This window comes from Burkholderia glumae LMG 2196 = ATCC 33617 (genome assembly GCF_000960995.1).
GTDB lineage: Bacteria > Pseudomonadota > Gammaproteobacteria > Burkholderiales > Burkholderiaceae > Burkholderia > Burkholderia glumae.
This window is the reverse complement of sequence record NZ_CP009433.1, coordinates 119,620-133,180: the sequence shown is the minus strand read 5'-3', so window position 1 is coordinate 133,180 and position 13,561 is coordinate 119,620. Positions and strand designations below refer to the sequence as shown.

At 61.5% G+C, this 13,561-nt stretch carries 9 protein-coding genes; 2 read left to right on the top strand and 7 right to left on the bottom strand.

The window, feature by feature from the left end:
- Positions 1–10 precede the first annotated feature (10 nt).
- Entirely contained in the window at positions 11–2,236 is a 2,226-nt protein-coding gene (locus KS03_RS01265; protein ID WP_045678697.1) for a ThiF family adenylyltransferase, read from the bottom strand.
- A 17-nt stretch (positions 2,237–2,253) separates the two neighbouring features.
- A complete protein-coding gene (locus tag KS03_RS01260) occupies positions 2,254–3,387 on the bottom strand; it encodes a ComEC/Rec2 family competence protein (RefSeq protein ID WP_017432521.1) in 1,134 nt (377 codons plus the stop codon).
- A gap of 771 nt (positions 3,388–4,158) precedes the next feature.
- Here KS03_RS01260 and KS03_RS32540 point away from each other — a divergent pair.
- Complete coding sequence (locus KS03_RS32540; RefSeq protein WP_232252313.1) at positions 4,159–4,425, top strand: hypothetical protein; 267 nt, start codon at positions 4,159–4,161, stop codon at positions 4,423–4,425.
- Here the strand turns inward: KS03_RS32540 and istB are convergent, their stop codons facing one another.
- Both istB and istA read right to left on the bottom strand, forming a co-directional pair.
- Positions 4,426–5,292 (bottom strand): IS21-like element ISBcen28 family helper ATPase IstB, encoded by an 867-nt coding sequence (istB, locus tag KS03_RS01255; RefSeq protein WP_012732871.1) that lies wholly within the window; start codon positions 5,290–5,292, stop codon positions 4,426–4,428. It lies immediately after the preceding gene.
- Positions 5,289–6,545, bottom strand: a complete 1,257-nt coding sequence (gene istA, locus KS03_RS01250; RefSeq protein WP_017432522.1) for an IS21 family transposase — start codon at positions 6,543–6,545, stop codon at positions 5,289–5,291. The genes istB and istA overlap by 4 nt, the downstream gene beginning before the upstream one ends.
- 421 nt (positions 6,546–6,966) lie before the next feature.
- On the opposite strand from istA, the gene KS03_RS32395 reads away from it, so the two are divergent.
- On the top strand, positions 6,967–7,554 hold the full coding sequence (locus tag KS03_RS32395) for a DNA polymerase Y subunit UmuC family protein (protein WP_045678696.1): 588 nt from the start codon (positions 6,967–6,969) through the stop codon (positions 7,552–7,554).
- On the opposite strand, the gene KS03_RS30785 is transcribed toward KS03_RS32395, so the two are convergent.
- The 3 genes from KS03_RS30785 to KS03_RS01235 form a co-directional block, all read right to left on the bottom strand.
- Positions 7,511–7,837 carry a DUF7716 domain-containing protein gene (locus tag KS03_RS30785; protein ID WP_127913919.1) on the bottom strand — a complete coding sequence of 109 codons (327 nt, stop codon included), beginning with the start codon at positions 7,835–7,837 and terminating at the stop codon, positions 7,511–7,513. The two genes, KS03_RS32395 and KS03_RS30785, sit on opposite strands and share 44 nt — an antisense overlap.
- On the bottom strand, positions 7,834–12,519 hold the full coding sequence (locus tag KS03_RS01240) for an RHS repeat-associated core domain-containing protein (RefSeq protein ID WP_045678695.1): 4,686 nt from the start codon (positions 12,517–12,519) through the stop codon (positions 7,834–7,836). The genes KS03_RS30785 and KS03_RS01240 overlap by 4 nt, the downstream gene beginning before the upstream one ends.
- A 117-nt stretch (positions 12,520–12,636) precedes the next feature.
- Positions 12,637–13,524 (bottom strand): LysR family transcriptional regulator, encoded by an 888-nt coding sequence (locus KS03_RS01235; protein ID WP_230674573.1) that lies wholly within the window; start codon positions 13,522–13,524, stop codon positions 12,637–12,639.
- Positions 13,525–13,561 lie beyond the last annotated feature (37 nt).

The window sequence follows — 13,561 nt, the reverse complement described above, 5'->3', positions numbered from 1 at the left end:
GATTCTTCAGTTAGTTTGGTGCGCCGTCACGCACAACTGCGGCGTACCCTTCCGGATGACGAATGAGAAGAACCGCTGCTCCCCGAAGCTTTCCCTCGAGCTTCGTCGCCGTGTCTTTGTCCATCTGAGACGGCCCGCTCACCGCGAGATGGCTATGCCAAGTTCCAATGCATGACAGCGTCTTCCCGCCGAGCGCCTCATACGCGCGGATGGAGGCCTCTGTACCGTCCGTGCCATGGACGAACCGCGTCGCCGAGCGGGTGCTGTCAGGTGCTGCGGGCAGAACGTCTGTGATGAAAACTTCGCGCGTCAACGTTGAGACACGTCCAACGATGAGGCCTCCTGTCTCCACGCCGGGGTACCCTCGTACGTCGGCGACAATCTTCTGGTGAGCAGCATCGAGAATGCGTACCGACCAGTTTTCGCCGTCGTACATACGTGCAATTTGGGTTGGACCGACGTTCTCGACTTTCCAATTTATCGACATGCCGTCGACACCTACAGTCGCCACGGCCGCCACGCCACTCTCTGGCAAGCCATCTTGGTGGAGTTGGAGGAGCTTCTGTCCGACACCTGCAGCTATGAGCGAGACCCTTGCGTCCGGCATCGGGATGGTCACCGACTGGCAGCCGACGCCAATCTCAAGCACATTGGACTTCTCGTCGTCCTGAGCGGAGAGGACGCCCAGCGGACGAAGTTGCTCATACGCGTGATGAACAAGGTCGAGCGTCGAAGGACATCGGCCCGGCCCCTCCAGGGTCATGAACGCCGCGTCCCCGTGATTCAGCAGTGCGCTTTCCATGACGCGAGCCTGAATTGGCGCGGCGGAAAGGTAGGTCCGCACGGCAGACGAACCAGTTGTATTCACGACGAGTGTGTCGTCAGCGTTGAAGAATTTCTGGCACTTGGGGGCCGCAAAATCGAGGTCGCGAATGTCGCCAACGTGTATTTTTGGTCGATTTTCGCCAAAGTCCTCGACGATGTTTGCAAGCCTTTCAGCCTTGGCAATGAGATTTCCAGTGTCCTCCGGAAACAAGGCATGACGCGCGACATTGTGAGATGCGACATCCTTTCCGTCGACCAAGAGCCCGATGCTTATCCCAGCGCGAGCAACGTGCATCAGCGCCTTCGACCCGAGGCTTCCGCAACCCAAGAAGCTCAGTGTCAACTCGGCCGCTTCTTCGCGGAGGCTTGATGTGCGGCGCAACAGCTTGGGCGAAATGGGCTCGATAATCGCGACCGGCTTCACTGCAGTAGTCGCCGTCGTCGAGAGCTTGGCACCAAGAGCGAACGGCATGCGATAAACCATCAATTCGAATTCCGTCTCTAGCCCGATGATGTTCTTTGGGCGACGAACAGGAAACGCCATATACGCGATGACTTCACAGGTCGATTTCGGTTGGACCCAAGCCCTGTTGAAATTGCTTATGAAGTCATCGAGCGCGACCCTGCACTTCCACTCCTCAGCCTGGGCGGCCAGCTCGGCGAAGGTCGTTATGGTGTCGACCTTGTATTGCGAGTTCACCGTAGGTAGCCCATCGTTGCCGGCTTGCGGCCAGAAGACGAACAATGGGACGTCGCCAACCCACACGCGGCGGTTGAACTGCAGATGGTTTGGGATTGTTCGGATGAACGACGGGACGCGAATCGCCGTTACAGGCTGGGCGTGTTTCGCAATCGACGAGCCGCCATCCTTGGTCCACATGGAGCGGCATTGGTACAGTCGCCAGCCACCGAACGCCGGCTTCTTCGTAACCTCGTCGGAGGCCAAGTCAAGAAAGTCGCGACCAATTTCACGTCGACTCGGCTCCCACCCGAGGTCGTTCTGCGCGAGCTCACCGGTGGCTGCTTTGTCGAGCCAATCCGACACCTGGTCCGCCAGACGATAGACGCCATCCGAATGCATCACGTCACGCTTGTCGCCAACAGTGATGCACGGAGGAACCCGCTCGCCTTTCTTGTGCCGATAGATGTGCGGAAGCGTGCTGGGGAAGTCCTCGCGCAAAGTAATCCTCGGCGCGCTGGTCGGGAAGTCCGGCGCGAAACAGAAGAGAACTTCCTCGACCGCTCGCACGCCGTTTCGACTTTTCCCCTCGGCTTTCGAGCGGGACGGGAGTTCTACTTGGAACTGCGCGTGGACCTCTACAACACCGTCGGCCACCTCGGTGACGGTGAACGCCTCAACCGCATAATGGACCGCGATGAGGTCAATCGCGCCTTGAATAAGTGGACTCATCGTTGGCCCGCCCCTTCTCAGTCACTACCGTGCGACAGCGGTTGCGAGCCGATAGCGGCAGCGGCACCAGCACCTGCACCAGCTCCCGTGCCGCCCGAGTGTTTTCTCCACGCGGGCTTCAAGCCATCGCCATAAACTTCGAACGTCATGGGCTCCGGATTTGCCTCGCTCGGATGCACAGAGGTGTTGAGGAATTCGCCCTTCGCATTGCTCGCGATTTTCTTGTACTCGCGCTCGGCGCGAATGCACGGCGGGTCGTTCTTGTCGTCAACGATTTTCTTGCTGCTAGCCACAATCACGGCGCCTGCGCGAGCTTGCGACAAAGCGTTGCGCGCGTCCCCGCACACTTTTGCGTCCTCGCCATAGTCGCTCCAGCTGTCGTATGACAGCGTGTGCCAGGAGCAATGATGGGGCGTGGCCAGCAGGTCATACTCGAGTGCCGCCGTGTTGTTCTTGTAACGCGGCCAAAGCTTTTTATCCCAGATGTACACCTCGGCGTCGCCAGCGGAGAGGAATTTCACTGCCTCCGGGTCGGCGCCGGTGCCGATGGAATAATTGATGATGACGCTCGATTCGTTCTTCGTCAGTTGCTCGGCATCATCCGAGTTATCAGCGTTTCGCGGAGCGAGCAGCAAGGCGCTGAAATTCTCGTACGACTTCCCAGCCACTTTGGTGATTTGCTCTCCCGCCTTGACGACGATTTGCATGATGTCGTCGGTCTTGCCGTCGGCATCCTCACCCATGATTTGGATGCGGTCACCGTCGTCAAGAGCGCCTTCGTCCTTGAACAGTTGTACTCGACGCTTCGCTTCCTTATTCCACGCTTTGGCATCTTCGCTCAGCGTATGGGTCTTCGACGCGCGCCGGTAGACGAGCGGCGACGACCACATCTCGCGAATCACGATTTTGGATGCCTCCCCCTTCACCGGGTAGTCCATCAGCGAGCCGAGATGGAAATGCGCAACCAACCCACGGCAGTGGTCTTGGTCCGGGTGGCTCAGGACCATGACATCGACATACGGACGTCCTTCTTCGTCCTCCGAAAGCCTTTCGCGCAAGTCCTTCAACACATCCCGGACATCATCGCCCGGCTCACGGATATTAATATCGATAAGAATCGTTTGTCCGTTGGACAATTCGATAAGAGTCATGTCCCCATTTCCAACCGGGAAAAAGGTAATTTTCGGTGTCGCCATATGGGACCGTCCTGTAGAGCGCAAGTGGATTTTCGTTGCCACCAAGAAAGCGGCAACACTTACCGAATGGTACGCTCACACGAACACGGCGCGCCAATCAAGATGTAGTTACGAAGTGAAATTTAGCACAACATCTGGTGGTCAGCGCGAGTGCCCGGTGAAAATTGTAAGCAATTGTCTGTGCGGAAGCCATCAAAGGTGGTCATATTTTCCAAATGTCTGGCAAATTTCATAAAACCAAACGTTTGCTGAGCGTTTAAACGAGGCGGCGCGCAGATACACTTTCTAACCAAGTTAGAAAATCGGCCAAAATATGTCTCAAAACGATCGTTTAGGCATTTAGGCTTTAACGGTTAAAATATGGAGTTTGCCTTCGATAGCGACTGGTGGTGCCTGCCTATTGCGACGGTAACGGCCCTGCCAAAACCTCCGTCGGGCCTCTTTCTGCATACCGCCCGCGCCGGGAAAAGGAGCCCCGACGGCTTGCGCTACCCGGCGTGGTTAGTGCCCTATTTAGGCGGAATCTCACGAAGCTAGGCGCTCAGAATAGTCTGTGGTAACTTGCACCTACTGTATATTAATACAGTATTTTGCATCTGACGCTATGGCCGCCTTGCCCCAAAACATCGAGTCGATACACCCTGCGCTCTGGCGCAGGTCGCGCGCGTCCATGGCAGAACGGCCCTGTCGGCCGAGCTGCCCGGCGGCGGCTGGCCACTGGGCGCCTTGGTTGAACTGCTGGTCCAGCAACCAGGGATCGGCGACATGCGGCTCCTGAAGCCGGCGTTCGCGGAACTGAGCTCACGGCCGATTGCGCTGCTTCAGCCTCCACATGTCCCCAATTCGCTGGCATTCGCGTATCTGGGCGTGCCGGTGGAATGGCTGATGAGGCTTAGCGCCCCGAAGACCGCGGACGCGCTCTGGTGTGTCAACGTCGGACGTAATTTCCCCAGAAGTGTCGAAGTAAAATTCCCCACCCTGTTCGGACGGTGATCAGCCGGCGACGTGATCGAATGGGTTCCTTCGGGGGCGGCCCGGGCGCCGGCGAGCCGGTTCAGCGGGCACGGGGTTCAGGGAAGACGGACGGTTGCGCAGATGGTCCGGCAGCAGATCGGCGTGTTCTCGCAGGCGGTACGATGTGCCTTCGATCTGCACGACGATCGCGTGGTGCAGCAGCCGGTCGAGCAACGCCGCGGCCACCACGCTGTCGCCGAACACGTCACCCCATTCACCGAAGCTGCGGTTGGACGTCAGGATGATCGCGCAGCGCTCGTAGCAGGCGTTGACGAGCTGGAAGAACAGATTGCCGCCGTTGGAGCCGATGGGCAGGTAGCCGATCTCGTCGACGATGAGCAGGCTGTTACGGGCAAGGAAGCGCACGCGCTGCGCCAGGTTGCCTTCCCGTTCGGCCTTGGCCATCGAGTTCACGATCTCGGCCAGAGAGCCGAAGTAGACGCTCTTGCCCGCGCGTACGGCTTCCACGCCCAGCGCAATGGACAGGTGCGATTTGCCCGTGCCGGGCGGCCCCAGGAAGTGAACGGTCTGCCGTCGTTCGATGAACTCGAGTTGCGCAAGCGTCATGATGCGATCGCGATCCAGGCTCGGCTGGAAGCTGAAGTCGTAGCCGGCCAGCGTCTTGATCGTGCCGAGCCGCGCGGTCTGCAGCGCCATCCGGATGCGGCGTGTTTCGCGTGTCGTGAACTCCTCGCCCAGCAACGTTTCCAGCACTTCGAGCATCGAACTGTCGCCTTGCTCGAAGCGGTTCAGGGTGGCATCCAGCGTTTCGAGCGCGCGCGGCATGCGCAGGCCGACGAGATAGCGTCGGATGCGCTCCAGTGTCGAGGCAGGCATGCTGTTCATGCGGTCCTCCCGGCTTCTGCGAGACGTCTTGCGACCTGGTCATAGAACGACAGGGGCCGGCGAGCCACGCTCGCCGTCACCGATGGCACGGGGTGCCGTGCCTGCTGCTTACGCTGGTTTGCACGCCGATGACCGGGCAGCAGCGAGGTTCGTCGTCGGCCTTCTAGCACGGGATGAACCGCCAGCAGTTCACCGTCCTCGTAGATGCGGATCTCGTGCGCCAGACTGTGAACGTCGAGCACGCGCTTGCGCGTACGATCGGGCACGCTGTAGTAATTGCCACCGACCGAGACGAGACCTTCATGGCTCACGCGCCGTTCAAGCCGGATCACGCCGTTGAAGGTGCCGGGCGGCAACGCCTGCAGCGTAGGACGCTCCTCATTGAAGTGCTGAGCGACGACGCGGTGCGTCGTGCCGTGCACGCGGACATTGGCGACCGTGTCGAGCCACTCGCGCAGTTGGCGGTTCAGGTCGGCGAGGTTCTGGAAACGGCGCGCCAGGAAGAAGTCCTGCCGGATGTATCGATACGGGCGCTCGATCTTGCCCTTGGTCTTGGCGCGATACGCCTTGCAGGCCCGCGGCGCGAAGCCGTAGTGCTGCGCAAACGCGACCAGCTTCGCGTTGTAGACGATGTGCCTCTCGACTTCGCTGAGCACGGCAGCCTTCATTCGGTCGTACAGAATCTCACGCGGAGCGCCGCCGAGGTGCTCGAACGCTTCCATGTGGCAGCGCAAGACGGTCTGCAGGTCCTGATGCTCGACGAAGCGTCCCCAGAGATAGCGGCTGTGCCCGAGTACAATCGAGAACAGCCAGATCGAACGCCGCTGGCCGGGCGCGTCGTCGAACTCGACACTGAAGTGCGCGAAGTCCACTTGAGCCTGATGGCCGGCGGGCGTCTCAAAGCGTACCTCGAAGCCGCGCTGGCGGGGCGGCCGGACCTCCCGAACCAGGTCGCCCAGCGCCGTGCGACCGCCCGCGTAACCCATCGCCCGGACCTCACGCAGCAGACGCTCGACGCTCAATTCGGGAAACTCGCGTACGCGTTCGGTGATGTACTGGACGAACGGATCGACCACGCACGGTCGCGGCGTACGTGGACCGTAACGCGGCGCCTGAACGCCATTCCTGATGTATTTGCGAACGGTCTTGCGGTCCATACCCAGTCGAGCGGCGATGGCCGAAATACTCAGCCCTTGCCGATGCAATTCCAGAATCGTCATCACTTCCTCCAGCTCGACCACCGACACCCCCACGACGGATCTCCAGGGCAATATGGTCAGCGATCGACAGGACGGCGCCGCTACCGCGGCGCCGTCAGATAAAAAAACTGGGGAAAATTACTTCGACGAAAGTGGGGAGTATCTATCCGACGCTGACACTGGTGTGCGGAGCGCGTGTTGCAGGCGAAGAGCTGCGGCGCACTCATCGTGTGGCAGCAGCACATCCGAACCGAAGCGCTCAGGCGCTTTTATCTAGCGGCCCAAGCATCTGAGACGTTGCTGGTGCTCATCAGGCCGCTGGCCTGCGCTCAGGACTCATCTCCCGCCACGCTGCGGTTGCCCGTGAAACCGGCTGACGGTGGCCTCGTCGTCGATGTCGTGAAGCGACGAGGCCCGACACGAACAGAAACGCTCTCCATCACGTTGGAACTGTCACCGATTCTCCTCAGCCCATATGGCCGTGTTCGTCGCCATTTTTCTGCCCGGGCTTTCGCTGGATGTGTTCCGCCCGAGGTGGTCACCTCGCACTGAGCATGGTTGCGTCGTGCTGGAGGGCGACAAGGTATTGGTGGCGGATTCGAAGGCGCGCGAAGCTGGTGTGCTGCCGGGCATGAAACGAGGCGGCGTCATCTCGCGGTCTCCCGACGCGCTGTTGTACGACCGGAGCGTCGAGCCAGAGCGTGACATGCAGCGAGAGGTCGCGTTCGGCATGCTGCGCTTCTCGCCGCAAGTCGCGGTCTGCGATGAGGAAACCATCGCGATGGACGTGACAGCCAACCTGCTTCTTTTCGGTGGCGTCCGCCGCATCACCGTGCGTCAGCGGCCGGGCACTGCAAAAGGCGTGATATTTCTCACCATCGAGGATGAGACAGGCAACGTGAACGTCACCGTCTGCACGTCGGTCCAAGAGAAGTTTCGACAAGAGGTGTTGGGCATCCACATCCCCATTTTTAGTAACGAGGTCGAAAAATTGTTTGCAGATACAAGCCGCAGGTCGCCTACGACCAGTCCACGTAGGCATCGTTATCGTAGTAAAAAATGAATGCGTCCACGAGGTCCGAAACCGTAGCGTCCGGCCTTTGCAGTCTCGCGTTCTCGACGATGCCTTGAACGACTTGAACACCAAGGGCGTAATGTAACGAGTGCTCGACGGCAAACTGCGGGCGTTCCGGATTAGCTTCGTTCTCGAAATCGTCTGGGTCGAGAATGGCGCAAGTCGTGGACGGAACCCAGTCCACGCCGTGGGGCATAAAGAGCGCGTGGTCCCAAGCGAATTCGCTGACGTTCGTGAGAACATCACCCAGAACAGTGAGTGAATTTTTCATCGGGTTCTTCCTCCTCCCCAAACCTGCTTTCCGCCCTGGCCACCCGGATGTAAGACCGACTGGACAGGACCAGGTGCCTGATGTTGTGCCATAGGTACCAACTGGAGCACGCCCTTCCGACAGGGGTGATGATGCCAGCTAAATCCTTTTGGTGCGCTGGAACTGTACCCACCTCTCGGCCCTTCCGCCACGTGGTCTACGACACCGCCATAGTGTTGTGCCATCATGGCTTTGAAGGGAGCGTCCTCAGTAATCGTTGCGTTTAATTGTCGGTTTGCTTCTCTGAAGTGCGTTGGGTCGGTGCCGACCACCATCTCGTCCGGCAACTTCGCCTCATATAGAACCGAATATTGCTTGCTCTTGAGAGGACGTCCGGACCCATCACACCCCGTCAGGTCTCGTGCAAGTCCGAGCGGATCGACCCAGACAACCGGGTTGGGAGCGTACAGGAAGAGGTTGATGCCGCCGGTGAGCCCAATCGGGTCTTTTCCGACAAACCGACCCACCAGCGGATCGTAATACCGATACCGATTGTAGTGCAGCCCCGTCTCGTCATCGAACTGCTGCCCCTGAAACCGCAGCGGATTCCGCACGACGTCGATGCCGGCCGCGGCCGACGCCCGCTCGATCACCTCCTGCGCCTCGCCCCACGCACGGTAGCTCGCCTCCCACACCAGTTCGCCCGCCTCATCCGTCATCATCAGCGGCGTGCCGATCTGATCGCAGTGATAGAACACCAGATGCGCCGCCGCAGCCGCCGCCGGCACCCGCTGCAGCGGATCGTCCTCCGGCGTGTAGCGGTCAGCGCTCGAGGCGGTCGGCGTCTCGATGCCGTTCACCGGCGCGCCAGCGTACTGCGCCATCGGCACAAACGTCTCGGGCTCGTACAGGTAATGCGTGCTGCGCTCGTCGGCCGACTCGTAGGCCAGCGTATCCCCATCCCATCCGTAGACGGTTCGCGCGCCGTTCACTTCCTTCGCGATGCGTCGGCCGAAGGCGTCATAGAAATACGTCGCCGCCGCCTGCCGCGACTGTTCAGCCGCGTGGGCGGCTCGCATCCGGTCGAACCCGTCCCATTCGAACCGCTGCACGCCCGCCGGCGAGCGCTTCTCGATCAGGTTGCCCTGCACGTCGTACTCGAAATGCGTCCCGGCATACTCCCGCAGCAGGTTGCCCAGCACCCGGGGCACCGAATCCGGCAGCGTGGTCTCGCGGCGGCCGGCGCTGCCGCCCGGCGTGCGCGCAGTCTCGGGCCGGCCGGGATCGACGATGTTGCTCGCCGGGTCGAACGCGAAGCGCTCCCGCCGGCCGGGGCCAATCGCCTCGATCAGCCGCCCCACCGGGTCGTAGCGGTAGTCCAACGCGCCCCGCCGATTGTCCTCGATCTGCGTGAGCTGGCCTGCAGCGTCGTAATGGTACCGGCGCGCGCTCAGCGCCCCGGGCGCTTGGTGACGCTGAACCGTCTGACGCGCCAAGCGGCCGGCCGGATCGTAGGCCGTGAGCTGCTGGATTCGGCTCGACAGCGTGCGCTTCACCTCCCGGTGCAACTCATCGCGCTCGAGCTGCAGTTGTTCCTCGCCGTCGACGAGCAGCCCGTGGACGTGGCCGGAACCGTAGCGGAGCCAGTCCACCACGTGGCCATCGGGCCGAACCGTTCTGATCCGGTTGCCCAGCTCGTCGTAGCCGTGGTGCCACACGAAGCTGCGCTTGACGCCGAACACGTCGTAGGCGTGATGCTCGCGAACGAGGTTGCCGATCGGGTCGAAGAAGCGCTGGATTCGGCTGTACCGGTTGCTGGCCTCGACCAAGCGGCCGCTCGCGTCGTAGCCGTACTGTTCGGCTTCTTCGCCGCAGCTGCGTCGCGAGATCCGCCCGGCGCGGTCCTGACCGAGTTCCGTGGTCCGTCCCGCTTCCTCGATCGACGCCAGGCGGCCGCTCGCCTCGTCGTACCGGTATCGCCGGGTCCTCCCGTCGAATTCCGTCTCCTCGGCCAGCTGGCCGGCCGGATCGTACCGGAACGTGTAGGCGGCATCGTTCGCATCGGTCAGCCGCACCAGCCGGCCCAGGCGGTCGTAGCCGTAGGCGAGGCGCTGGCCGAGCGCATCGATGCGCGTGATGACACGCCCGCCCGCGTCGTAGGTGTAGCGGGTCGTGCGCTGCAAGGGATCGGTCGCGGTGAGAAGCCGGCCCTCCGCGTCGTGCTGGACGTGCTCGGTGCCGGCCGGCGACACGATCTCCTCCAACTGCCCGTTCGCACCGTACCGGTAGCTCGTCGGGGTGCCGGCCGGGTCTCGCATCTCCACGAGCCGGCCGGCCGCATCGTACGTCCAGTGCGTCGTCTTCCCCGAGCAGTCCCTGAACGACAGGAGGCGGCCGCTCTCGTCGTACTCGAGCGACTTCTTCCCGCCCTTCGCGTCGACCACCGCCGTCGGCAGCCCCTGGGCGTTGTACTGGTACTTCGTCTCGTGCCCAAGCGGGTCTCTCGCCAGGACGACGTTGCCGGCGGCGTCGTACTCCTGAATCCAGGCGTGGCCGTGCGGATCGATCGTCTTGACCAGCTGGTCCTGTTGATCGTAGACCATCTCGATCACCGAGCCGTCCACGCGCTGATGACGGGTCAGGTTGCCGCGAGCGTCGTAGTCGAAGAACTCGGTGCCGCCGTCGCGGTGGATGTACTGCACCAGCTTGTCGTTGCGGTCGCGGTAGAGCCATTCCTCACTGCCGTCCGGGTGAATGACCCGGAACGAATAGCCCTTGATGGTGTAGTAGTGGCGGGTGACCTGCCCGAGTGCGTCGGTGATCATGACCATCCGGAAACTCGGATGCCACGCGAGCCGAACCTCGTCGCTGCCGTCGTCCCGGTACTCGCGCACGCAGCGCGCTTTCGGATCTGTCCCGTCCCACTCCAGGTTCATGCCGCGCCCGGTGCGGTCGGTGTAGCGCGTCAGCAGGTGGTGACGATATCGATACTCACGTCGGTTGCCGTATCGGTCGCTGGCCGCAACCAGATCGCCTTGCGCGTCATACTCGTAGGCAGCGAGGCGCCCCACGCGCTCGCCGTCCGCGTCGTGCTCGAAGACTTCGACGATTCGCCCGCGCGCGTCGTGCTTGAACGCGACTTGCCGATGCGGCACGAGCAGGCGATAGAGGCGCCCCGCCTCGTCATAGTCGGCCGTCAGCTGATTGCCGGCGCGGTCCTTGATGAACGCCAGGCGATACCGATCGCCGTGGCGTTCGTATGCCTCGAGCACGTTGTGGCCACGCGTCAGTGCGATCCACCGCTCGTCGACCCGCAGCAGTGTCAGGTTTTCGGCGCGGTCGTCGTGGGCGCCGCCCACTTCCAGCAGGGGGTAATCGAGACTGCGGCCTTCCGCGTCGTGATAGACGAGTTTCGTCGCCTGCACGTCGAAGCGCACGGTGTACGGCGTGATCCACCGCGGCCCGAGCTCGCCCTGCTCGTCGTTGCCGTCAAAAAACGAGCGATAGGTTCGCGTCCAGACAATCGGCAGCGGGCCGTCGATCACGAAATCGTCATGGTCGATCCGCTCGTCGCCCAGGGCATAGCCGATCGAGCCGGGCGAACTGGTGGCCGGCGTGGGCACCGGCCCGGTCGAGTTGCAGCAATTCGGCCCGGGGTGCTTCGCCGGCGCCGTGGCGCCGAGCGTCTCGGTCGGCCCCTGCCCGCGCCGCTCCTCGGCCTTCGAGGCGCCCTTCGACGGGATGCCCACCGCCTGCGGCTTGGGATGCGTCTTGCGCCAGCGCATCACGCCTTCCTCGCACACGAGGATCAGCCAGCCGATCTTGCCCACCTCGTTGCCATCGAGCCCCCGCACCGCCTGTTGCACGGCCGGCACCTTCCGCCGTAGCGAATTGGCCACGCTCATGAGCTTCGCGCTGGCATCCGAGTCGATGTACTTCGCCACGGACGTCGCGGTGTTGATCGTTTCCTTCCCGACCACCCTGACCGCGTCGTAAAACAGCGCGCCGATGTTGCCGAACGCTTCGCCCGGCTCGTAGAGGATGTTGCGCGTGGCCGCGCTCAGGTGCTGGCCGGCCTGGTCGAGATCCTTGCCGTAGTCCAGAGGTTCGCCCGCCGCGTGTGCGAACAGGTCGGCCAAGCCGTTCATCACCTTGCCGACATAGTCGGCGGCGGCACTCAGCACGGCAGCCAACTCGGCACGCAGCGCGGTGAGGAAGGTCTCGATTTCGCCGGCGTAGCGCGCCTGCAGGCTGGCGACGATCGCGGTGATGATGCCGTCACGCACCATCTGCATCGCGGCCTCGCCCATCGCCTTGCCGTTCTTCGCGATTTCCTCGCGAAGCAGCTTGAGCATGGGCCGCGCCCCCATGCGAATCTGGGCGGTTCCCATCGGAATGGGGATCACGCCGATCAGGTCCAGGCCGAGATTCACCCAATCGAACAGGTCGATCGGCCGGTCGCCGTGGTCGATCATCGCGCGGATGTCTGCGATCAGGTCGACGGCCGCGAAGATGTTCGCAAGCACGGGCGCATTGCGCGCGATGGTTTCGACACGATCCAACGTCAGCACGCCCCCGCTGACATCCACGAGCCAGCGATCGAGCGCCTTGAGATTGGCATCGATGTCAGCGGGATGAAGATCGTCGAGGGGCGAGACGAAGACGTCGGTGGGCTTCGGTTGAATCTGAGTCGATGCGGTCATGGTGAGAGCACTTCTACGCTAGTAAAGTAGGCGATCGAGATGACAATCAGGTTCCACCGCGCATGCTCGAACGACGATTCAAACCGAACCGACCGAGGAACCTCTTGCGTGCACCAATCACAGCTCTTTGTCGATCGGCGCGACAAGCGTTTCTATGTCCTCAGCGGTAACTTTCCGAAAAAATTCCATAACCGCTCGAATACGGGGTACCGCCTCCAGATCCCGATGCACGACCATCCACCAATCTCGCATCAGGTTGATCTTCTCCGGAAAAAGCCTAACCAGGCGCGGCTCCTTAATTGCCATGAACAGCGGAAGCATCGCAAGCCCAGCGCCAGCACACGTGGCATGGTATTGCGCAACGAGGCTGCTGCAACTAAGTTGAACTCGGGGCTCCGGCAGGATCTCCGGTAACCAAAGTACGTACGGTACGGAAATCAGGTCCTCGACATAGGTCACGAAGGTATGTTCTTTTAAGTCGGCCATTGTCTCAGGCATTCCGTTAGCCTCGATATACGAGGGCATCGCAAAAAGCCCCACCGAAAATTCGGCGAGCTTCTCAACCAAAAATCGTCCGCGATGCGGCTTCATCATGTTGAGCGATATGTCTGCCTCGCGCTCCGCGAGGTTAAGAATATGAGGCGAATTAATAAGTTGAATACTTAGTCCCGGATGAGCCTTCACCAACCCTGTAAGCCGTGGCGCGAGATAGAAGCTACCGAACCCCTCCATGGTCGAGACCTTTACCACGCCGTTTAGGTCGCGTTCTGCGTCAGAAAAATCATTCGAAATCTCGGACGCGAGCATTTCCATGCGCTGCGCGATATGGAAAATACGTTCTCCCTCGACGCTAAGGCTGAGCGAGCGGCCTTGCTTTTGGAAGAGTTCTCTGCCCAGAGTGTCTTGTAGAGTCGCAAGTCTTCTGCGTACGGTTGACAAATCGATCCCAAGGCGCTGACCGGCGGCGGTAAGGGACGGTCCTCGCGCTACCTCGACGAACACCATCAAATCGGTCCACTCCGTCGTGCGCACAAGACCTCCT

Coding starts and splice junctions, on each gene's coding strand:
- KS03_RS01265 (WP_045678697.1), bottom strand. CDS start 2,236: ATGAGTCCACTTATTCAAGGCGCGATTGACCTCATCGCGGTCCATTAT.
- KS03_RS01260 (WP_017432521.1), bottom strand. CDS start 3,387: ATGACTCTTATCGAATTGTCCAACGGACAAACGATTCTTATCGATATT.
- istB (WP_012732871.1), bottom strand. CDS start 5,292: ATGAACAGCATGCCTGCCTCGACACTGGAGCGCATCCGACGCTATCTC.
- KS03_RS32395 (WP_045678696.1), top strand. CDS start 6,967: ATGGCCGTGTTCGTCGCCATTTTTCTGCCCGGGCTTTCGCTGGATGTG.
- KS03_RS30785 (WP_127913919.1), bottom strand. CDS start 7,837: ATGAAAAATTCACTCACTGTTCTGGGTGATGTTCTCACGAACGTCAGC.
- KS03_RS01240 (WP_045678695.1), bottom strand. CDS start 12,519: ATGACCGCATCGACTCAGATTCAACCGAAGCCCACCGACGTCTTCGTC.
- KS03_RS01235 (WP_230674573.1), bottom strand. CDS start 13,524: ATGGTGTTCGTCGAGGTAGCGCGAGGACCGTCCCTTACCGCCGCCGGT.